Below are 20,012 nucleotides of genomic sequence, written 5' to 3' on the forward strand. Positions count from 1 at the left end.
CTACGTTATTTTATAATGTTACATTTTTTATACTTATGAAATTTTGGGTCTTTAAAAATTATGAATAAACAATACCTGTTGGACGTTGTTATCCCTTGCTATTGCGAAGAGGAAACAATCCCACATACTGTTCCTGAGCTGATAAATTTCTTGAACACTTGCATTAAAAGCAGTGAATTCGGAATGCAATCATTTCGATTGATACTCGTTGATGATGGCAGCAAGGACCGCACATGGTCTATCATCAAGGATTTCACCGAGAAGCTCCCCGTAAAAGGCATCAAGTTAAGCCGAAATTACGGTCATCAAAGTGCTATGCTCGCCGGGCTGACTATTGCGGACGCTGATGTTGTTTTGACCATCGACGCAGATCTTCAGGACGACATATCCACGATTGGGGAAATGCTGAAGGCATATCAGGAGGGAGTTGATTTAGCTCTCGGGGTTCGTTCGTCGCGCGGGAATGATAGTGTAATTAAGAAGTCTACCGCCATCGGCTATTATAAGCTAATGCGCGCAATGGGCGTGAATATCATAGAAGATCATGCAGACTTCCGATTAATGTCCCGGCGGTCACTTGATGTGCTTCTTGCCCACCAGGAAGTAAATCTCTTTCTCCGTGGCGTGATACCGTCGATCGGATTTCCGACGAAAATCATCCACTATGAACGACAGGATCGTGAATTCGGAGAGACCAAATATACGTTGCGAAAGATGTTGGGTCTGGCCATAAATGGAATTACATCATTTTCTGTCGTCCCACTCCGTTTTGTAGCGTTCACAGGCGCAGCCTTCAGCTTTGCCGCCTTCGTCGGAGTATTCTGGGTCATAATTGTCCGTGTATTTTTTTACGGTGACGTTGTGCCAGGATGGGCATCGATTGCACTCCCCATTCTATTTCTCGGTGGTGTTCAGCTTTTTAGTCTCGGCATTGTTGGCGAATACATCGGGAAAATTTATCTCGAAGTAAAGAAACGCCCACGATTCGTGATCGAGGCGACAACAAATGACTGAATTTTCTTGGCAGTTCGTGCTCATTGTTTGGGAACACCCTTACATATTCATGTCACTGGTGGTGATCTTCCAGTTGGTTGTTTCTTTTAGCCTGCTAATGATGTGGCGTATTGAGATGCTGCCAATGCGAGGTGAGAATCCAGAAACGACCATGCGTGTCTCGGACGTGGCAATGCTTACAGCCATCGTGCTTGCTGCCGGCTTCTTTATTCAATTTCGTGAAAGTTTCACTTGGTGGGACGCAAACATTTTCTTCACAACGGTGAGCCCGACATCGTACCAATGGTATGCGCCGCCGATATGGCCCACCGGGGGAAGATTTTTCCCGCTGGCTCATCAAGAATTTCATTTTCTTGGCAAACTGAGCAAGACAATGGAATTCTACCGACTGTTTTCTACAGTCGAGTTTGCCGTTGTTTGCCTTCTTTCGTGGTGGATATTGAAGCCATCGAAAGCAGCTCCTCTTCTTTGGTTCGCCATTCTTTGCTCCACTCCAATTGCTTCCAGTTTTATCGATCTCATTTATCCTGAGCGCAACATTGCTCCGTTAAGCACGATAATCATCTGCGCAGTCTTCATATTCATACGCTCGGGAGGGTGGCTATCAGCTGCAGTTGCGAGTTTGGGTGTGTCGTTAATCGTTTTCTACAAAGAGACTTCAATAATACTTCCATCTTCTCTTGCTTTTTGCTGCTTTGCTAAAGCAGTTTGTGCTGATCATAAATATAAAAATAGACTTATTGTTGCTTGTCTCATGACAGCAATACCGGTTGTAGTTTGGTTATCTCTATATGCTATTCTAATAATACCGCACATTACCGATAGGTATCATTCAACATCGACGTTTATCGATGCACTTGTTTATCAGCTGGAATCTCCGTGGATTTACCTGTGTCTCGGCGCTTCGACTTATCGAATCATGACGGGCAAGATTTTCGACCCCGTTTTTGATGCGCTGCCGCTCGCAGTTCTCGGGCACATTTTGGCTCTCGTTCTTTTGCAATTTGATATGCCCTACTACTCGGCATCTATCGCGCTTCTATCCATATTCTACGTGTTTTGGACATTTTCAGAGAGGACGAAACTGCTGTCTTTGATCGTAGCAGCATTGATAATCTGGCAAGCTCCCATCACGTGGAAGGATATTTCTGACAAGAAACAACTCACATACGCAAAAAGCCAGGCTGCCGATTTCCTGCTCAGCAAGATCCGGGATGGGGCGGTGATTCATATCTTCGGTTCAGCGTACGAAGCTGGTCTTTTCGGCGGATATCTGAAAGCTAAAAGCGGTATTGCCCTCGAGATCGTCGTTCATACCAACAAATGGATGGGTGGAGATTGCTCACCCGATATCAAGATTTATTGCCATCCGCCCAGAGATATCAAAGGAGGCGAATACTTGCTTGGCTTGAGTGAAAAACCCATTCTATCGGATGGCGACAATCTGGTTTTCGAGACGCAGCCCGCCCCTGAATTTTCAGGAAACCATAAAATGAAAGTTTATCAACGAATTTGATGATCTACAGGAAACTTCATGTCTCAAGAAGATGCACATAGCAATGAGTTTGACGCCTACAAATCGAGTTATGCTGACGCTGTAAATAAATCTATTTCGTTTTCGGGTTTGAATGTTGATTTTTTCATCCGTGCCAAGGCGGTTAGGCTCGTCGATATTCTAAGGAAGCATATTGGCGATCCGACAGAGTTGTCGATATTGGATGTCGGTTGCGGGGTTGGGACATATCATCCGCTATTGCGCGGCCAAGTCGGAAAGATTTCCGGCATCGACCCATCGGCGGAATGCATTTCAGAAGCTGAGAGCAACAATCCGGATGTGGCCTACAAGTCATTTGATGGGAAACAGATTCCACATCCCGACGCTTCATTTGACGCGGCCTTTGCCATCTGCGTTATGCACCACGTACCGCCGTCTGATTGGACATATTTTTCATCGGAGCTCGCCAGGGTTACGCGGCCCGGTGGACTTGTCGTCTTGTTCGAGCACAACCCTTACAACCCGCTTACGCGCAGAGCCGTGAACACCTGCCCGTTTGACGCCGACGCGGTTCTCCTTACAAAGAAAACAGCATCGCAATATCTGCAAGGTGCGGGATTGCGTGACGTGGATGGACGGTACATCTTAACCGTCCCGGCAATAAAGGGAGTAATGCGCAAGGTTGACGACGCGTTTGGTCAATTGCCTTTTGGGGCGCAGTATTTCGTAATGGGTCGTGTTTGATTTTATGGTGATCCCGACTGGATTCGAACCAGTGGCCTACAGATTAGGAATCTGTCGCTCTATCCTACTGAGCTACGGGACCATGCGGCCAGACATACTGTTTTTCAGCGGCAACGCCAAGTCTCAACATGCAGGAAATACGCACATCTCTCAGAGCAGTTTCTGCATATGTTCAGGCAGAAACTGCTCGATGAGTAATCAGGATGCGGCGGGCAGGGCGCTTTCGGCAAGCTGTACCCAATAGCTGATGCCGTGCGGAATGACGTCGTCATTGAAGTCATAGGCAGGATTGTGCAGCGAGGCACTCTCGCCATTGCCGATGAATATGAAAGCGCCGGGGCGTGCTTCAAGCATATAGGAGAAATCTTCCCCCGCCATCATCGGTGCAACTTCCTGATTGACTGCATTGTTGCCAGCCACACTCTGTGCCGTGCGGGCAGCAAACTCCGTCTCCTTATCATGATTGAACGTCACGGGGTAGTTGCGGTCGTATTCCAGCTTGGCAACCGCGCCGAGCGCCACCGCTACACCTTCGGCCACTTCGCGCAGGCGTTTTTCGGCAAAGTCGCGCATTTCCGGACGCAATGTGCGCACCGTGCCCGCAAGCTCCGCCTTCTGCGGAATGATGTTGTGTGCATCACCCGCGTGGAATTTGGTCACTGACAATACAACGGAATCAAGCGGGTCCGTGCCGCGCGAAACGATGGTTTGCAGCGCGTTGACAAGCTGCGCGCCGATGACCACCGGGTCGATCGTGCGGTGCGGCTGGGCCGCATGGCCGCCACGGCCTTCGATGGTGATGGTGAATTCATCGGTTGCGGCCATGATCGGGCCTTTGCGAATGGCAAACTGGCCTATGGGAAGCCCGGGAATATTGTGCATGCCATAGACTTCGGAGATGGAAAAGCGCTCCATCATGCCTTCCTTGACCATCTCGCGGCCACCACCGCCGCCTTCTTCGGCGGGCTGGAAAATCACGGCCACCGAACCTTTGAAATTGCGGGTTTCAGCCAGATATTGCGCCGCGCCGAGCAGCATGGCGGTGTGGCCGTCATGGCCGCAGGCATGCATCTTGCCGGGGTTCTTCGACGCATAGGGCTTGCCGGTGATTTCATTGAGCGGGAGTGCATCCATGTCGGAGCGCAGACCAACCGTCTGGCCTTCGCCGTGGCGGCCATGAATGATGCCGACCACGCCTGTCTGGCCGATGCCGGTGACCACTTCGTCAACGCCAAATGCATGCAGCTTATCAGCCACAAATTTCGCGGTCTCGTGAACATCGAACATCAGTTCCGGGTTCTCGTGCAAATGGCGTCGCCACTGCGAAACCTCTTCCTGCATTTCGATGGCGCGATTGAGCAAAGGCATTCTGGTACAACTCCAAACGTGCGGACTCTGACAATTCAGTGAACAGTTCAAAGGTGTTTTGCCTTTTGACTGCCACATAGGATAGATAAGGCCATTGCGACCCGGCGGGAAGCCCGGCAATGAAATCACAAGGCCATTTCCCTGGTTCTTTATACAGACAGGCTGGATATCTGGAATGCGTAAAACTGTAACACTCTTTCTTTCAGCTTGCATGGTGTCAACCATTGCGGGCCTGTCGACAGCAGCACTTGCGGGCCCGAACATCACTGTTGATGTGGGTACAGGCGAGATTTTGTCGCAGGAAGATGCGTTCCAGCGCTGGTATCCGGCGTCGCTTACCAAGCTGATGACGGCTTATGTGGCGTTTCGCATGATCGAATCAGGCCAGATCACACTGGACACGCCGATCAAGATGACGGCGCGCGCCGCAAAAGAGCCGCCGAGCAAAATGGGCTATAAGGCGGGCTCAGAGCTGACGCTCGACAATGCGCTCAAGATTCTGATGGTCAAATCCGCCAACGATGTGGCGATGGCTGTCGGCGAGACGCTGGGTGGCTCGTCGGAAAAGTTCGCCGTGCTCATGAATGCGGAAGCCAAGCGCCTCGGCATGTATGGCTCGCATTTCGTCAATCCCAATGGCCTGCATTCGGACGATCATTATACGACTGCCCGCGATCTGGCTGTCCTGACCGTGCAGATGCGCCATGAATTTCCGCAATATATGCATTACTTCGATATTGAAGCGATTGATTCCGGTAACAAGATTCAGGCCAACTTCAATGCGCTGATCGGCCGGTTTCAGGGCGCAGATGGTATGAAAACCGGTTTTGTCTGCCCGTCCGGTTTTAATCTGGTCGGTTCGGCCACGCGCGATGGCCGTAATGTCATTACTGTTGTTCTGGGTGAGCTGAAGCAACCGGATCGCGCCACCAAGGCGGCGGAATTGCTGGCCAAAGGTTTTGAGACACGCGGCACCGGGACTACGCTGCAGGCATTGCAGCCCTATGGTCCTGCAACGCGCGATGTCGCGGTGAATATGCGCCCGACCGTCTGCTCCAAGGAAGCTGCTGCTTCCGATAGCTGGGACGGCAAGGACGCGGAAGGTCATATCATTCAGGGCTCGCCCTATATGTACCGGATGGATCACGAGCCGCAGGCGGAACTCGTCGCGCTGCTGCCTTCGAAGATCGCACCCAAAGGCAAGGATATGAGCCGTATTCCCATACCAATCCCGCGTCCTGATCGCGCATCGCTGAGCGATGCGGCGGATGCGGCAAAAACAGTGAACTGAACAATTCAAGCTTAGGATGATATCATGAGTGGCCTGCCTCTTCCCATTCCGGTTTCTGTACTCACGGGATTTTTGGGGTCGGGGAAGACCACCTTGCTCAACCGCCTGTTGAAAGATCCGGCTCTTGCCGACACGGCCGTCATCATCAACGAGTTTGGCGATGTCGGGATTGATCACCTTCTGGTGGAAACGGCGAGCGAGGGCGTTATAGAGCTCTCCGATGGCTGCCTGTGCTGCACGGTCCGGGGGGAGTTGGTTGATACGCTTGCCGATCTCATTGACCGTCTGCAGACGGGGCAACTGAAAAAGCTCAAGCGGGTCATCATCGAAACCACGGGTCTTGCCGATCCTGCGCCAGTCCTGCATGCGATTATGGGCCATCCGGTGCTGTTGCAGGCTTTCCGCGTTGACGGGGTGATTACCACTGTGGATGCGGTCAACGGCATGGCCACGCTCAATGCGCATGAGGAAGCCGTCAAACAGGCGGCGGTTGCCGACCGTATTGTGGTAACAAAAACCGACATGCCGGAGGCCGCTGAAGGACTGTCCGCACTGCATGCCCGGCTTGCGGCGCTTAATCCCGGTGCTGATATTATTGATGTTGGCGACGCGCGCACGGGCTATGCGGCGCTGTTTGAATGCGGTGTCTATAATCCTCAAACAAAAACCATCGACGTGCAGCGCTGGCTGAAAGCCGAAGCTTTTCGTGACCGGGAGCACGAGCGTGAGGAAGCCGAGCATCACACCCATCACGATCATGATCACCACCATCATGACCATGCGCATCATCATGACCATGATCACGACGGGCATCACCATCACGACGTCAATCGCCATGATGCGGCGATCCGATCATTCTCTTTGACACATGATAAGCCGGTGCCACGCGCTGGTTTTGAGATGTTTCTTGATCTTCTGCGTTCAGCCCATGGCGAGAAGCTGCTACGCGTCAAAGGCATCGTGCAACTGGCGGATGACCCGGAGCGCCCGATGGTCATTCACGGTGTGCAGCAGATTTTCCACCCGCCAGTTCGTCTTTTGGCTTGGCCTGACTGCAAGCACGAAACCCGTCTGGTGATGATCGTGAAAGATTTGCCTGAGAGTTACATCACGCAGCTTTTCAGCGCATTCCTCAATGAGCCAAACATTGATACGCCGGATCGCGCCGGGTTGTTTGAAAATCCCTTGGCCATACCGGGTATGAAAATTTAGCCATAAGCCGTTAATCCAGTTTGCTGCAATTCATGTAGTGGGTAGTTCGACAAGAGCTCACCATGAGGGGTGTTCATACCACAAGGGGCATACCTCTCCCCGTCATCCTCGGGCTTGACCCGAGGACCCATAATCAGAACGCGCCGAGCATCCAGATCATTTGATTTCCTTAGCCGCGGGTCCTCGGGTCAAGCCCGAGGATGACGGGGAGGGGTGGGATTGGGGGGAGTCTAGTTCTGCAACGTTGATCATTATCTTTGCAATCACCCATCTCTGTCATGGTGAGGCTGTTGAACCATGAATCATCGCTTTGCAGATATCTGGATTTATGGCTTAGCCACGCTCGATATGAAAGCGGTGGCCGCCATCAATAGTCACCGTTTCAATCAGCCTGTGACCATCGGTCATGCAGAAATTGGGCATGTCGATCACGGCGAGGGGATCGCTTGTTTCAACCCACAGCCGCGTGCCCTCGGGCATGGTTTCCAGACGTTTGCGGGTTTTAAGCACCGGCAAAGGGCAATTCAGGCCGCGCAGGTCGTAAATATCAGCGCTCATGCCGAATGCTCCGGATGGCTCACTTAGTTACCAATGATTTTCCACCAGGCCTTTTTGGCAGGCTGTTCAGCAACAGTCGCTGAAACGTCCTGCACCTGAGCTGGAGCAACGGATGGCACGGGCGCTACCGTCTGGGTAACAACCGGTGCTGATGCATTGGTTGCAACTTGATTGGCAGTTGAAGCCGGTATGGCGGCAACGGTCATGCGGTGCCGCTTACCAGCTTCTTTTTCGTCGCGCACCTTGTCGGCAGCCACTGCGGAAGCGAGGCGAACCATCACCTGCGGTTTCAGCGCTGCGTCCTTGTCCTGCGGCGACAGGGATGGCGGCTCCTGCGTGACGCGTTCACCACGGGCGCGGCGGGCGCTCCATTCGGCGATGATCTTGGCTTCACTCAGTCCCTGAATCGAGCGGCTCGGCGGCGTGATGCTGCCTTTGCCTGCCATAGTCGAGAATGCGGCCTCATAATTGTTCTGATAGCTCTGATAGGCCATCTTCAGCGTTTCGGGCTGCTGCATGGGCGGGCAGATAGCCGTCGCTGCAATCGGTGCATTCGGGTCGGTTGTGTGATTGAAGACATATTTCTTCTCGCACACATCCACCTTGGGCGGCACCTTGGTGATTTCGAAGTGGTCGTAACCTTCTTTCAGGTTCTTCCAGAAGCCATAGTTCGGATCGTCTTTGTAGCGCGCCATATTGGCTGCGGTCATACGGAACGGAAAGGCCTGCAGCTGGATCGAATCCTGGCCGCCTTTGAAAGCGTCGCGGGCGAAAGCATAGATTTCCTGAACCTGCGCGTCGGTCATCGAATAGCAACCCGACGACGAACATGCGCCGTGCACCATCAGATTGGCGCCAGTGCGGCCAAGGGCCTGATCAAGCGCGTTGGGGAAACCGGTGTTGAAGGACAGGTAATAGCTGGACTTCGGATTCATCTGGCCCGGACGCACGGCATAAAAACCTTCCGGTGCCTGACGGTCGCCTTCGATGAATTTCGGGCCAAGCTTGCCCGACCATTTGCAAATCTTGTAGCTCGTGACGATATCGTAGCGGCCATTGTCCTTGCGCTTCCACACTTCAAGAACGTTCTCTTCCTTGAAGATGCGAACCATAACCGGCGCGGTCATGCTCATGCCCTTGGTCTTCATCAGCTTGACCATTTTTTCGGACAGTTGCTGTTCGGACTTTGGCGCAAGATCAGAAACGGATGCGCCCTGACAACCTGCGAGAAACAGGGTCAGCATCAACGGTGCAAGGATATGTGTCGGTATTTTCATCTTCGCAGCTGTTACCAGTTCGCTTCGTCGAAATTGTGTGGATTGCTATCCACAACCCCCTATTTGCATCCGTTATAGTTGATAAAGCCTTACTGCAATGTAGCAAATTGCTCAATCACACAATCGTCACCTGCAATAAAGACAGGGCGGTTTTATGGCGAAATGCACTGTTTTCCCGGTATGATCTGCATTTTGTTGCCAGTATCTCTTCGAGAACGCGCCATTGACAGGAAGCATTCGCGCTCATCAATTGTTGTTTACTGACCCTCGGTCTCTCACATCAAGTGTATGCTACACGACCCTTTCGGGGAGGAAAAGAATGGCAATTGCACCTTCATTGACGCTCAAACGCCATCTGAAAGCGCCACCGCGACTGGTCTGGGCCGCTTGGACCGATCCTGCCATGATTGTGCATTGGTGGGGTCCAACCGGTGCCAAAACCCTGAAAGCCGAGGCTGATCCGCGTGTGGGCGGCGCGTTTCGCGTGATTTTTCTTACGCCTGACGGGGAAGAGCACAATGTCAGCGGTGTCTATTGCGAAGTGCTGATCGAAAAACGTCTGGCTTTCACCTGGGTCTGGATCACTCTGCCCGATCGGGAATCGCTGGTAACGCTGGTGCTTGAGCCAGTGGACGGCGGCACGTTGTTCACTTTGATCCATGAGCGGTTTTTCGATGAAGCGGCACGTGATCGTCATCATGAGGGCTGGAGCGGGGCACTCGACAGTCTTGAAAAGTTTGTCGAACAACAGGCGGTTGCTCTCGCAACCGGGGGTAGCCGAACATGACTGAGAACCCTGCAATCAGCTTCCGCCCGGCCTCGCTGTCCTATCTGCCTTTGATGGCAAGATGGCTGATGACGCCGCATGTGCGCGCTTTCTATCAACCCGATCCTATCACGCCGCGTGAGGTGGCGGAGGAATATGGCCCGATGTTCACAGGCGAGACCCCCGATATTTGCCATATCGCCTATTATGGCGAGCAGCCATTCGGCTATCTGCAATGCTACAGCAATGCCGATTACGAGGAGTGGGTTGAGTCAACGGGAGCAGATGCCGGTATCAGCCTCGATCTTTTCATCGGCGAACCTGCCTATGTGGGAAAGGGTTTCGAACAGCTGATGTTGAAGCAGTATCTCGCACTGATCGCATTCCCGCATTTCGCCGATGAGCGCTTTGCTTACGTCTCCTATGAGGCGGAGAATCTTGATGCGATCGGAGCAGCGGAAACTGCCGGGTTCAGGCGCATTGATGAGTTTGATGAAGGCGGCGACCACATCATCGTTCTCAGGTTCGAACGGGATTGAGCCTACCACAAAATGAAAAAGGCGGCGCCTGAGCACCGCCTTTTAAGAAATCAGCACCAACGGGGATTAGCCGTTGAGGGCATCCTTCAGAGCCTTTGCAGGCTGGAAGGCAACCTTCTTGGAGGCTGCGATCTTGATCGTTGCGCCAGTTGCAGGGTTACGGCCTTCGCGAGCGGCGCGCGACTGTACCTTGAACTTGCCGAAGCCTGGCAGCGAAACTTCGTCGCCTGCGACGACGGCATCGGTGATGCCCTTAAGAACGCTATCTACAATCGCCTTGGACTGAACCTTTGTAAGACCCTGATCAGCGACGAGCTTCTCGATAAGATCGGACGTATTCATGTTGGCGGTTTCCTCAGTATATTCGTTGATCGAAGGCGTCTGTATGGCACGCGTTGCCGCCTCTGTCATCAGGAATAGAGCGCATTTTCGGGGTTTATACCCAGTGTTTACAGGGTTTTTTGCAAATCCGGCTATGAATTTTCGGATGAGGGCCAGATCGGGCCTGCAAATTGACCCAGGTGATTCGCTCTCTGATTCTGTTCATTCAGGGCTGACCCGTCCGCAGAGCGTCGGGCATTTGCCATATTGGCGGCTCGCCAATATGGCGCGCTAGGTGATCGATAAAGGCTCTGACCTTGGCCGACACATGCCGGGTCGGTGGATAGACCGCATGGATGCGGTAGGGCAGCGGCTTGACTTGCGGCAGGACTGATATGAGCGTTCCATTGCGCAGGGCATCCGCCGCGATGAACATCGGCAGCAGCACCAGCCCCAGCCCGGCAATCGCCATGTCACGCATGGCCTCGCCATTATTGGCCACGATGCGCCCATGCATGGCAACGGAAACCGGTTCACCTGATGATGTCGGATTCTCAAATTGCCAGAGCTGGCTGGTGTTGACGTTGGAATAGTCGATGCAGGCGAAGGAGCCAAGTTCGTCGAGGCTTTTGGGCAGGCCGTTCGCCGCCGCAAAAGCCGGGCTGCAACAAATGACGCGCGCGTCTGTGCAGAGTTTGCGGGCAATCAGACTTGAATCCTTGAGAATGCCGATGCGAACACCAACGTCAAAACCGCCACGCACAAGATCGACCATGCGGTCATCAAGCTCGACGGCGATTTCAAGATCAGGATATTGCCGGGCAAAATCGGCGATCATGCGGCTGAGATAGAAAGTGCCGAAGGTCATGGGCGCGGTGATGCGCAAAGTGCCACGAATGGCGCTGTAGCGTTCACCTGCCGTATCAGCTGCCTCCATGATGTCGCGCACCAGCGGACGGACCCGTTCGACAAAGGCGTGGGCGTTATCAGTGGCGAGCAGTTTGCGCGGCGAACGCTGGAACAATTCTGTGCCGAGTGCCGCCTCAAGATCGGTGATGCGCTTGCTGACAACCGATTTTGACAGGTTAAGCCGTGCAGCACTCAAAGTAATGCTGCCGGTCTCCATCACATCAAGAAAAGTCAGTAAATCGTCGAAGCGCCATTTCATGGTTCTTTCATAACGGACTAATGGCGAATTTTAAAGCCTGTATGCGTGATATTGTTCTGTTTTATCGAACATGGGTTGCATGGAAGCGCTCTTTATATGCCTGCCGACAGCGCAGATATTCACCCCAACGGCGAATGAGCGCCAAGCAAACCAATTCAGGAGGCTTTCATGTCCTTACAATTGACCGGTATCCATCATCTGACTGCCATTACGGCGAATGCGCCGGAGAACCTGCGTTTCTACACGAAGACCCTCGGCCTGCGGCTTGTCAAAAAGACAGTCAATCAGGATGATACAAGTGCCTACCATCTGTTCTATGCGGATGGCGAAGCAACGCCCGGCACCGATTTGACCTTTTTCGACTGGCCTGTTGGCCCGGAACAGCGCGGCACGCATAGTATCTCACGCACCGGTTTGCGTGTTGGCAGCAAAGCCAGCCTCGACTGGTGGAAGGCACGTTTTATCGAGCTTGGCGTCAAATCAGGTGAGGTTACCGAAATCGGTGGCTACGACTCGCTGGATTTCGAAGATGGCGAAGGCCAGCGGTTCCGCCTGATCAATGATGGCGGCGCAGCCCCCTCACATCCGTGGGACAAGAGCCCGGTTCCGGCTGAACATCAGATTCGCGGCCTTGGTCCAATCACCATCAGCGTGCCCGATATCACCAATACGGAAGCCATCCTTCTGCATGTGATGAACATGCGCCAGACCAGTAGCTATCCGTCACCTGATGGTGCCGGGCATGTGCATGTGTTTTCCATGGGTGAGGGCGGTCCTGCTGCCGAACTGCATGTGGCGGTGCAGCCGGATCTTCCCGTGGCACGGCAGGGTGCGGGCGCCGTCCATCACGTGGCATTCCGCGCGCCTGACGTGCAGCAATTGCATGAATGGACCGAACGGCTGAAGAGTTTCCGTATGCCGTCCAGCGGCGAAGTCGAGCGTTACTACTTCCGCTCGCTCTATTTCCGCGAGCCCAATGGCATTCTGTTCGAGATTGCCACGGATGGTCCGGGCTTCACGGTCGATGAGCCTTTGGAAACACTGGGTGAAGGATTGTCGCTGCCGCCATTCCTTGAGGGAAAGCGGGCTTCCATCGAGGCGAACCTGAAGCCTCTGGTCTAATCTGGATAAACAGGCCCGGCATGAAAGTGCCGGGCTTTTTCTATTTAGGAGGTGGCTTCAATCCACTGATGTACGGCGTCGATGTCGTGCTGGCCGGTTTCGTGCCCGGCATAAACGCGTTTCACCGTGAGGTCTGCTCCGGCCTCGCGCAACAGTGCTTCGAGATCCGGGGTCTTGGCACCGAACAGGTCGTGCTCACCATTGACCATCAGAATATGCGTATTGCTCAGATCAACCTGTGGCGTTTCCTCCAGAACATTCATTGCCCGCAGGAGAACTGCATTTCTGACAAGCCCGGGATGCAGCAACATGGTTGCAACCAGCATATTGGCGCCGTTGGAATAGCCGAGGAATACGGTCCGTTGCAGATCAAGGCGATAAGCTTCCACCGCGCCCTCGATGAAACCAGCGAGCGCTTCGGCTTCCGAACGGATATCGTTCTGGTCAAAGCTCAAAGGACCAAACCGCCGGAACCAGCGACCAATACCTTCCTCATTGCTGCGTCCGCGCAAGCCAATGAGCGTTGCCTGTGGTGCAGCATTGGCACCAAGCGGTAATAATGTGGTCTCATTGCCGTCAGAGCCATGCAAAAGCACAAGGGTCACGCCGTTCGGATGATCGGGCGTATAGACACGATGCACGAAAGGCAGCTCGCGATAGATGAACCGTTCTTCGCCGGGCAGACCAAACTGCGGCAGCATCACTTTGAGGTTTTCGGTTTCTTGGGCAAAATGCGGCGGAATGAACAATTTGCTGCCCAGTGTTTCCAGTGTCTCATCCAGAAGCATGCCGGGGCCGTCGGTTGCCATTTCAAACAGGGTGCCGCCCGGTTCCCGCACATAGATTGAATGAAAATATTTGCGGTCGTGCATGGCCGTTGCGTCCGAACCGTCCTTGATCAGCCTGTCATAGATGGTCTGGACATGGGCAATGTCGGGCGCACGAAAGGCGATGTGATCGATCGTTCCTGTGCCGGGTGCCGCGCTCCAGAACCCGGTTGCGTCCCTTACGTCGACACAATCACCGGAGGCCGAGACCATCCGCGTGATGGTGTCGATTTGCTCACCGGCGGTGAAGCCGAAATAGGTTTCGAGAAATGTGCAGGTGGCAAGCGGCTGCTCGGTCAAAACCGTAGCGCCGCGAATCCGCAATATGGCGTCCGCTTCGGATATGCCATTACCGGTCCAGATATCAGACCCCTTTACCTCGGATGTGCCGACAAGCTTGACGATAACGCCGTCAGGGTCTTTCAGGCGCAGGACTGTTTCGCCAAATTCCTGCGAGGGCCCCGTGGTAGCAATGTTGTGCTGAAGGGCGCGGGTTAGCCAAAAGCCGATAGCATCAGGGGCAATGGCAAGCGCGATTTCGCTGGGCTGGCCATAGCCGACACGTCCGAGCGATCCATCTTCCCAGACAAGAAAGGTAATCAGAGAACCCGGCGTTGCCGACGTGTCGCCGTAGAAGAGGTGGAGCTGGGTTGCGTCTTCATAACCGCCGGTGCGTTTGACAAGACGAAGACCAAGAAAACCGACATAGAAATCTACATTCGCCTGAACGTTACGGGTGATCAGGGTGATGTGATGAATGCCGCTTGTCATGAATTTCCTCCGCCGGTGAGTCGGTTCGACTGATACGGGGAAAGGAGGCGGGGTGCAATATTGGGGAAAACTGTGTTGCGATCAGGCAGTGCCTGAAAAAACAACACCCACCGCGGGAGGAGGTGCGGTGGGTGCTATTTGTAAAGGCCGACTGGGAGGAGGAGTGCCGGCCTTTGAACGTTCGGGACCTGGGAGGAGGTTAATCCCGAACGCTAACTTTAGAATTCGATTAGCGCGCTGCTGCGGCCTTCTTGGCAACGAAGGCGATATCGCCACGGGAGATGCCGAGGTCGTTCAGTTCACGTGCGGACAGGCGGTTCAGTTCTGTGACAGTGTCACGGTAACGGCGCCAGTTATTGTAAGAGCGGATCAGGTTCATTTCACTCACCTTGGTAACTTATTGTTTGTTGGATCATTTCTTGATCGTGAGCTGCATATAGTCGATGCCTTGCAAAACTTGCAGTGACAAGAATGCATAGCTGCTTTGCAGGAAGTGAGGAGTGGATGGCTAAATTGCGGCGGGCGGAATCACGTCAATTGTGACGACTTTGAACAGCTGTTCATTTCTTGTTGCGGGCGGCGAGTTCCTTGTCAGCTTTGCGCGCTGCAGCTTCACACCGGTTGCGGAATTCTTCGACTTCTTCCTCGGTCAGATGCTCGATGCCGATAAAGACGTTTTCGCCTTTCGAAACCCGGAGCAGTTCATCGAGTTTGGCCTGAATGGCGACACCGTCGCGGTTCTGCGTGTTCTGTATGAGAAAGACCATCAGAAAGGTGATGATTGTGGTGCCGGTATTGATTACAAGCTGCCATGTATCGGAAAAGCCGAACAGGGGACCGCTCACCGCCCAGACGATCACAACCAGACAGCACAGGATAAAGGTCAGCGGCTTGCCGGCATATAAGGCAACCCTATTGGCGACTTGGGTAAACAGTTTTCGCATCGTGCCACTCCTCTCACGTCGAGAAGAGAACTATTGGCTCGGCTATTCGTTCCAGAAACGGCGTTACAGAGAAACGCCCAGAGTATGAACCCAACTCAGCCCGTCATCGGTTGCAGCGCGCGGTCTGTACTCGCAGCCGACCCAGCCGCTATACCCAAGCCGGTCCAGTTCCGCCAGAACGGCTGTGTAGGCAACTTCGCCCTCATCGGGTTCTGCCCGGCTCGGGACAGCGGCAATCTGGACATGGCCGATCAGCGGCAGGTACTTTTCCAGCCGTTTGAAGATATCACCCTGACTGACGCCGACGTGGTAGACGTCGAACATAACAGTCAAATTGGGCGCACCGATTTCCTCAATCAGCGAAACGGCTTCCTCAATCGTCGAATAGAAGTAGCCCGGCTTGTCGCGCTGGTTGATGGGTTCGAGCAGCAGGGTGAAATCCGCTGCCTTGTGTGCCGCGAGGGCGAGATTTTTGGCAAAGACAGCTCTTGCCTGCGGTTTTTGCTCCGGCGCAACAACACCAGCCATGACGTGGATCGACGAAGCGCCTGCAATACGGGCATAATCGATTGCCTGATCGAGCGATGCCTCGAAATCTGCCTCTCTGCCCTGCAATACGCCAAGGCCGAATTCACCTTTCGTCGCATCGCCGGTTGGGGTGTTCAAGCCGAGCAAAGCAAGGTTATGGGCTGCGCAGATATTGCGTACTTCAATTGCCGGAATGTCATAGGGCCAGTGCAGTTCGACGGCTTTGAAACCGGCGCGGGCGGCGGCTGATATGCGGTCAAGCAGCGGTAGGTTGGGCCAAAGAAAGCCGAGATTTGCAGAGAATTTTGGCATGGATCACTTCAATTCGATTTGACGTTTGTTTTCATGCAGTCCCGACTTGGAGAAGCGCTTTGGCAAAAAAGTCTTCGGCGCCGAAATTGCCGCTCTTCAACGCAAGGCCGATGGGTTGTTTGCCATCAGCCACCAATGCTGGAACGCCTGGATCAATTTCCTTGCCGATATGCAGGCTGTGCAGATTAAGCGCCTCGACCACCGCGCCAGATGTTTCACCACCGCCCACAACAATGCGCCGCGTACCCTGACTGACCAGACGTTGTGCCAGTTCGCCAAAAAACCGTTCTATTTTTACCGCAACCGCTTCACGGCCGAATTCTTTTTGGGCGCCGGAGACAGCCTCCGGATTGGCAGTCGAATAGACAATGGGTGTACTGCCGTTTTGCTGGCCAACCCAAGTGAGAGTGCTTTCCACGGTCATTTTACCGGCCATCAGTGCGGCCGGATCAATGGCAAGGCCGGGATGCGCTTGCAGATAATTTGCAACCTGTGCCTGTGACGCGGTTGAACAGGAGCCGCAAAGCGCGATGCCGGGACCGCTGGCGAGGGGCAAGGAGCGGGGATTGTCCGAAAGCCTGCTCCGGTCGCGAAAATTCTGCGGCAACCCAAGCGCTATGCCTGAGCCGCCGGTAATGAGCTTATGATCCGCCGCCGCCGTGCCGATTATGCGCAAATCATCATCGGTCACTGCATCTGTCACGACAAGCCGCCGTCCGGCCTCGGTTTCTGCTGCGAAGGCTTCGGTCAAGGCGGAGGTGCCTTTGCGGACCGTATCGAGCAGGATACTGCCCACCTCGCCATCGGTCTGGTGGCGCAGCCAGCGGCGAATATCCGGATCGGTCATGGGTGTGAGCGGGTGATTTTGCATGCCGGATTCGCTCAGCAGCCGGTCCCCTACAAACAGGTGCCCCATGAACAGACGTCGCCCCGTTGCCGGAAAGGCCGGGCATACGATTGCGATGTCAGCGCCAAGCAGATCAAGCAATGCTTCGGCCACCGGCCCTATATTGCCGTGAGGTGTTGAGTCAAACGTAGAGCAATATTTTAAGATGATCTGCTCACAGCCCTGATCGAGCAGCCACCGCGCGGCTTCGACCGACTGGTGTACCGCCACATCGGCAGGCACTGACCTCGTTTTCAAGGCAACGACACCTGCTTCGCAATTGGGCACGGCGATATGGCCTGTCCCGACAAACTGCACCGTCGACATGCCGCCCTTGGCAAGAGTGTTAGCCAGATCGCTCGCACCGGTGAAATCGTCGGCAATGGCTCCAAGCAGCATGTCAGGCTCCCGATAGTGTCAGTCTCATATCGGTGCAGGATAATGAACCCGCGCCCGCACACAACTCCCGTGCCGTTGTTTATTTGCCTGGGGATATATCCGCCATGGAGGACAGACTTTTCACTTGCGACGCCGACTCGGCAAATCGGAATTCCCCATTGGCCGTGGAATGAGTATGGACTTGCTGTCTGTTTATGGCTGTCCCCGTCAGGATAAAGCTCCTGAAGTTCACGAGGGTACGGTGCCTTGCACGAAGAATATGAAGACAAGCAATATTTCCATTACACGACACCCGTCTGGGTCCATTTGCTGGCATTCGGTGTTGTCGTTGGTATTGCCGTACTGATTTGTGAAGTCTGCCATTCCTTGGCTTAGGCCTGATCGGGACCCGCTCGCCTTTTCAAGGCATCAAATGATCTGCGCCGGCGCACGCGAATGATACTGCGAAAACATGTCAGGATTTCTTGGGAAGAAATGGCGCGCCCGAAAGGATTCGAACCTCTGACCCCCAGATTCGTAGTCTGGTGCTCTATCCAGCTGAGCTACGGGCGCGTGCCACAAATGCGCGTTCGTCTGCGCAGGCCGGTTCGTAATCGGTTGGGCTGTGAATTGCAAGCAGCTTTGGCAAAAAAACCGCAACAATTTTTTGCCAGACTGTCGCGCCCCGAATTATTCGGCGGCTTAACTCAGCAAAAGCGGGTTTTCCGGCAGCTTAGCCAAGCAATTCGTAGAGAAAAGAAAGGCCCGGGGAATGTCCGGGCCTTTGTTTCGATATTAAAGGGTGCGTCCAATGGCGAGAAATTTGTCACGCCGGTCTTTTCTGAGCGCTTCGCGGTCCATGGATGCCATGGATTTGAGCGCAACATTGATGATGTTGCCGGTGGCCTCGATCACAGCATCCTTGCCGCGATGGGCGCCACCCGTGGGTTCGGGGATGATGCCGTCGATAATCTTCAGCTCATACAAATCCTGAGCCGTGATGCGCATGTTTGTGGCGGCATCCTTGGCGCGGGTGGAATCGTGCCAGAGAATCGACGCGGCACCTTCAGGCGAAATGACAGAGTAAATCGCATGTTCGAGCATGTAGACGCGATTCGCCGTGGCAATCGCGATGGCACCGCCGGAGCCGCCTTCACCGATGATGACTGAAACCATCGGCACTTTCAGGTTAAGCGATGCAGCCGTGGAGCGCGCAATGGCTTCCGCCTGTCCGCGCTCTTCTGCGGCGATACCCGGAAATGCGCCCGCCGTATCGACAAGCGTGATGACAGGAAGGTTGAAGCGGTCAGCCAGATCCATGATACGCACGGCCTTGCGATAACCCTCGGGCATGGCCATGCCGAAATTGTGCTTGAGGCGGGATTTTGTGTCGTTGCCCTTTTCCTGACCGATCACTGCGACGGCCTGACCATTGAAACGGGCAAGACCTGCCTGAATGGCTTCGTCCTCGGCAAAGTTGCGGTCACCGGCCAGCGGTGTGAAGTCGGTGAAGAGCCGGGCAATATAGTCGACGCAGTGCGGGCGGTCCGGATGGCGGGCAATCTGTGCCTTCTGCCATGGCGTCAGCTTGCGATACAGATCGCGCAAAGCTTCTGCCGAGCGCTTTTCCAGACGGGTGATCTCGTCATTGGTGTCGAGGGCACCGCCTTCTTCAGCGAGCTTCTTCAGTTCGATGATCTTGCCATCGAGATCAGCAACCGGCTTTTCGAAATCGAGATAGTTGTACATGGACGAGGTGTCTGCCTGCAAAACGGTGGATTTTTCACGACCTAACTGGCTGTTGCGGACGCGCATGTCAAGGAAGCAAGGCTTACAAGGCGTGTTCGCGGGGTCAGTTATAGAGATAATTCCGGCGAAGGTGTGGTGGAATCCCGTGGATAAGGATGAAGATCAGGTCCTTGCCTAGTGCTATGCACCCGGCTTTTTGGGTGATCTTGGACGTTTGACCGGCGCTGTCCTGGGTTTTGCGGCTGGCTTCTTTGCCGCGTTGGCGCGCTTTGCAGGTTTGGGACGCTGCCAGCCGACCCACTGGCCTTCGCCGGCATAATAGTGAAAGCCGCCTGCTGCATTGTGGAGGCCCTTGCGCAGTTCGTCGCGATCAAGATCGGGCATATTCTGCAAAAGGGCAGGCGGAAGATTGTCGATATTCAGCCAGTCCGCGTCAAAATAGATGTGTTCGGGGCCATTTTCGTTTTCAACGATGATGAACCATTCGCTTTCCATGTAATCGCCAAACCACGGGTCGGGAAACATGGCCTGTTTGAAGGAAAAGCCGAAACCGTCGATCTCGTCCCAGTTCCAATGCTCCCGCCAGCCCATGTCGCGGATCAACTGGCTTGATCGTGTGAACCCCGTCTGGTCAAAGCGGATTACTTCGCTGTCAGTCGTGACAGTCGATGGTTCCGGTCCCGAAAACAGCTTTTTCAACAGCCGCCACATAGAGTTTCCCGCCAAAGTCTATGGTCCCGCC

General features: G+C 54.2%; 21 protein-coding genes and 2 tRNA genes. 9 read left to right on the plus strand and 14 right to left on the minus strand.

Translation table 11 applies throughout. The annotated features are described in order from the left end of the window. The first annotated feature begins 60 nt into the window (after positions 1–60). From BLU05_RS11175 to BLU05_RS11185, 3 genes are read left to right on the plus strand one after another with little or no spacing between them, the layout of a single operon-like run. Complete coding sequence (locus tag BLU05_RS11175) at positions 61–1,014, plus strand: glycosyltransferase family 2 protein (protein ID WP_091879933.1); 954 nt, start codon at positions 61–63, stop codon at positions 1,012–1,014. After that, a complete protein-coding gene (locus tag BLU05_RS11180) occupies positions 1,007–2,530 on the plus strand; it encodes a hypothetical protein (RefSeq protein ID WP_091879934.1) in 1,524 nt (507 codons plus the stop codon). Before BLU05_RS11175 ends, BLU05_RS11180 begins: the two co-directional genes overlap by 8 nt. A gap of 18 nt (positions 2,531–2,548) precedes the next feature. Continuing rightward, positions 2,549–3,253, plus strand: coding sequence for a class I SAM-dependent methyltransferase (locus tag BLU05_RS11185; RefSeq protein ID WP_091879936.1), 705 nt, complete (start codon positions 2,549–2,551; stop codon positions 3,251–3,253). A 5-nt stretch (positions 3,254–3,258) separates the two neighbouring features. Here BLU05_RS11185 and BLU05_RS11190 read toward each other — a convergent pair. Together BLU05_RS11190 and BLU05_RS11195 are read right to left on the minus strand one after the other, a co-directional pair. Then, positions 3,259–3,335 (minus strand) — tRNA-Arg (locus BLU05_RS11190). Between the two features lie 116 nt (positions 3,336–3,451). Then, entirely contained in the window at positions 3,452–4,621 is a 1,170-nt protein-coding gene (locus BLU05_RS11195; RefSeq protein WP_091879937.1) for a M20 aminoacylase family protein, read from the minus strand. A 175-nt stretch (positions 4,622–4,796) separates the two neighbouring features. On the opposite strand from BLU05_RS11195, the gene BLU05_RS11200 reads away from it, so the two are divergent. Next, positions 4,797–5,912, plus strand: coding sequence for a D-alanyl-D-alanine carboxypeptidase family protein (locus BLU05_RS11200; RefSeq protein ID WP_091879939.1), 1,116 nt, complete (start codon positions 4,797–4,799; stop codon positions 5,910–5,912). A gap of 33 nt (positions 5,913–5,945) precedes the next feature. Then, entirely contained in the window at positions 5,946–7,124 is a 1,179-nt protein-coding gene (locus tag BLU05_RS11205; protein ID WP_091880271.1) for a CobW family GTP-binding protein, read from the plus strand. A 333-nt stretch (positions 7,125–7,457) separates the two neighbouring features. Here BLU05_RS11205 and BLU05_RS11210 read toward each other — a convergent pair whose 3' ends face one another. Both BLU05_RS11210 and BLU05_RS11215 read right to left on the minus strand, forming a co-directional pair. Further along, on the minus strand, positions 7,458–7,682 hold the full coding sequence (locus BLU05_RS11210; RefSeq protein ID WP_091879940.1) for a sulfurtransferase TusA family protein: 225 nt from the start codon (positions 7,680–7,682) through the stop codon (positions 7,458–7,460). Between the two features lie 23 nt (positions 7,683–7,705). After that, positions 7,706–8,959: a L,D-transpeptidase family protein gene (locus BLU05_RS11215; protein ID WP_091879941.1), complete on the minus strand. Its 1,254-nt coding sequence runs from the start codon at positions 8,957–8,959 to the stop codon at positions 7,706–7,708. Positions 8,960–9,278: 319 nt separating this feature from the next. On the opposite strand from BLU05_RS11215, the gene BLU05_RS11220 reads away from it, so the two are divergent. Both BLU05_RS11220 and BLU05_RS11225 read left to right on the plus strand, forming a co-directional pair. Beyond that, positions 9,279–9,746 carry an SRPBCC family protein gene (locus BLU05_RS11220; RefSeq protein WP_091879943.1) on the plus strand — a complete coding sequence of 156 codons (468 nt, stop codon included), beginning with the start codon at positions 9,279–9,281 and terminating at the stop codon, positions 9,744–9,746. After that, complete coding sequence (locus BLU05_RS11225; RefSeq protein WP_091879945.1) at positions 9,743–10,264, plus strand: GNAT family N-acetyltransferase; 522 nt, start codon at positions 9,743–9,745, stop codon at positions 10,262–10,264. The genes BLU05_RS11220 and BLU05_RS11225 overlap by 4 nt, the downstream gene beginning before the upstream one ends. A 66-nt stretch (positions 10,265–10,330) precedes the next feature. On the opposite strand, the gene BLU05_RS11230 is transcribed toward BLU05_RS11225, so the two are convergent. After that, on the minus strand, positions 10,331–10,606 hold the full coding sequence (locus BLU05_RS11230; RefSeq protein WP_091880272.1) for an HU family DNA-binding protein: 276 nt from the start codon (positions 10,604–10,606) through the stop codon (positions 10,331–10,333). A 205-nt stretch (positions 10,607–10,811) separates the two neighbouring features. Further along, positions 10,812–11,753, minus strand: a complete 942-nt coding sequence (locus tag BLU05_RS11235) for a LysR family transcriptional regulator (protein ID WP_091879946.1) — start codon at positions 11,751–11,753, stop codon at positions 10,812–10,814. A 168-nt stretch (positions 11,754–11,921) separates the two neighbouring features. Between BLU05_RS11235 and BLU05_RS11240 the strand changes: the two genes are divergently transcribed. Then, positions 11,922–12,875, plus strand: coding sequence for a ring-cleaving dioxygenase (locus BLU05_RS11240; protein WP_091879948.1), 954 nt, complete (start codon positions 11,922–11,924; stop codon positions 12,873–12,875). A 44-nt stretch (positions 12,876–12,919) separates the two neighbouring features. Here the strand turns inward: BLU05_RS11240 and BLU05_RS11245 are convergent, their stop codons facing one another. The 5 genes from BLU05_RS11245 to otnK all read right to left on the minus strand — a co-directional run bounded on the left by BLU05_RS11245 (position 12,920) and on the right by otnK (position 17,542). After that, a complete protein-coding gene (locus BLU05_RS11245) occupies positions 12,920–14,473 on the minus strand; it encodes a VOC family protein (RefSeq protein ID WP_091879949.1) in 1,554 nt (517 codons plus the stop codon). Positions 14,474–14,702: 229 nt separating this feature from the next. Further along, entirely contained in the window at positions 14,703–14,852 is a 150-nt protein-coding gene (locus BLU05_RS11250; protein WP_091879951.1) for a DUF1127 domain-containing protein, read from the minus strand. A 181-nt stretch (positions 14,853–15,033) separates the two neighbouring features. Beyond that, complete coding sequence (locus tag BLU05_RS11255) at positions 15,034–15,417, minus strand: low affinity iron permease family protein (protein WP_091879952.1); 384 nt, start codon at positions 15,415–15,417, stop codon at positions 15,034–15,036. Between the two features lie 63 nt (positions 15,418–15,480). Then, positions 15,481–16,257, minus strand: coding sequence for a hydroxypyruvate isomerase family protein (locus tag BLU05_RS11260; RefSeq protein WP_091879954.1), 777 nt, complete (start codon positions 16,255–16,257; stop codon positions 15,481–15,483). Between the two features lie 31 nt (positions 16,258–16,288). Next, positions 16,289–17,542 carry a 3-oxo-tetronate kinase gene (otnK, locus tag BLU05_RS11265; RefSeq protein WP_091879955.1) on the minus strand — a complete coding sequence of 418 codons (1,254 nt, stop codon included), beginning with the start codon at positions 17,540–17,542 and terminating at the stop codon, positions 16,289–16,291. 246 nt (positions 17,543–17,788) lie between these two features. Between otnK and BLU05_RS26555 the strand changes: the two genes are divergently transcribed. Continuing rightward, positions 17,789–17,917, plus strand: coding sequence for a hypothetical protein (locus tag BLU05_RS26555; RefSeq protein WP_280139033.1), 129 nt, complete (start codon positions 17,789–17,791; stop codon positions 17,915–17,917). A gap of 100 nt (positions 17,918–18,017) precedes the next feature. Here BLU05_RS26555 and BLU05_RS11270 read toward each other — a convergent pair. The 3 genes from BLU05_RS11270 to BLU05_RS11285 form a co-directional block, all read right to left on the minus strand. Then, positions 18,018–18,094, minus strand: a tRNA-Arg gene (locus tag BLU05_RS11270). A gap of 222 nt (positions 18,095–18,316) precedes the next feature. After that, positions 18,317–19,270, minus strand: coding sequence for an acetyl-CoA carboxylase carboxyltransferase subunit alpha (locus BLU05_RS11275; RefSeq protein WP_091879957.1), 954 nt, complete (start codon positions 19,268–19,270; stop codon positions 18,317–18,319). A 180-nt stretch (positions 19,271–19,450) separates the two neighbouring features. Beyond that, a complete protein-coding gene (locus tag BLU05_RS11285) occupies positions 19,451–19,981 on the minus strand; it encodes a hypothetical protein (protein WP_175540570.1) in 531 nt (176 codons plus the stop codon). Positions 19,982–20,012: the final 31 nt, after the last annotated feature.

This window comes from Phyllobacterium sp. OV277, assembly GCF_900104355.1.
GTDB lineage: Bacteria > Pseudomonadota > Alphaproteobacteria > Rhizobiales > Rhizobiaceae > Phyllobacterium.

Bases quoted from the DNA above. Each gene is read 5' to 3' on its own strand.
- BLU05_RS11220 (WP_091879943.1), top strand. From the start codon at position 9,279: ATGGCAATTGCACCTTCATTGACGCTCAAACGCCATCTGAAAGCGCCA.
- BLU05_RS11225 (WP_091879945.1), top strand. From the start codon at position 9,743: ATGACTGAGAACCCTGCAATCAGCTTCCGCCCGGCCTCGCTGTCCTAT.
- BLU05_RS11260 (WP_091879954.1), bottom strand. From the start codon at position 16,257: ATGCCAAAATTCTCTGCAAATCTCGGCTTTCTTTGGCCCAACCTACCG.
- otnK (WP_091879955.1), bottom strand. From the start codon at position 17,542: ATGCTGCTTGGAGCCATTGCCGACGATTTCACCGGTGCGAGCGATCTG.
- BLU05_RS11235 (WP_091879946.1), bottom strand. From the start codon at position 11,753: ATGAAATGGCGCTTCGACGATTTACTGACTTTTCTTGATGTGATGGAG.
- BLU05_RS11210 (WP_091879940.1), bottom strand. From the start codon at position 7,682: ATGAGCGCTGATATTTACGACCTGCGCGGCCTGAATTGCCCTTTGCCG.
- BLU05_RS11250 (WP_091879951.1), bottom strand. From the start codon at position 14,852: ATGAACCTGATCCGCTCTTACAATAACTGGCGCCGTTACCGTGACACT.
- BLU05_RS11275 (WP_091879957.1), bottom strand. From the start codon at position 19,270: ATGTACAACTATCTCGATTTCGAAAAGCCGGTTGCTGATCTCGATGGC.
- BLU05_RS11215 (WP_091879941.1), bottom strand. From the start codon at position 8,959: ATGAAAATACCGACACATATCCTTGCACCGTTGATGCTGACCCTGTTT.
- BLU05_RS11175 (WP_091879933.1), top strand. From the start codon at position 61: ATGAATAAACAATACCTGTTGGACGTTGTTATCCCTTGCTATTGCGAA.
- BLU05_RS11245 (WP_091879949.1), bottom strand. From the start codon at position 14,473: ATGACAAGCGGCATTCATCACATCACCCTGATCACCCGTAACGTTCAG.
- BLU05_RS11285 (WP_175540570.1), bottom strand. From the start codon at position 19,981: ATGTGGCGGCTGTTGAAAAAGCTGTTTTCGGGACCGGAACCATCGACT.
- BLU05_RS11240 (WP_091879948.1), top strand. From the start codon at position 11,922: ATGTCCTTACAATTGACCGGTATCCATCATCTGACTGCCATTACGGCG.
- BLU05_RS11230 (WP_091880272.1), bottom strand. From the start codon at position 10,606: ATGAATACGTCCGATCTTATCGAGAAGCTCGTCGCTGATCAGGGTCTT.
- BLU05_RS11255 (WP_091879952.1), bottom strand. From the start codon at position 15,417: ATGCGAAAACTGTTTACCCAAGTCGCCAATAGGGTTGCCTTATATGCC.
- BLU05_RS11185 (WP_091879936.1), top strand. From the start codon at position 2,549: ATGTCTCAAGAAGATGCACATAGCAATGAGTTTGACGCCTACAAATCG.
- BLU05_RS11180 (WP_091879934.1), top strand. From the start codon at position 1,007: ATGACTGAATTTTCTTGGCAGTTCGTGCTCATTGTTTGGGAACACCCT.
- BLU05_RS11200 (WP_091879939.1), top strand. From the start codon at position 4,797: ATGCGTAAAACTGTAACACTCTTTCTTTCAGCTTGCATGGTGTCAACC.
- BLU05_RS11195 (WP_091879937.1), bottom strand. From the start codon at position 4,621: ATGCCTTTGCTCAATCGCGCCATCGAAATGCAGGAAGAGGTTTCGCAG.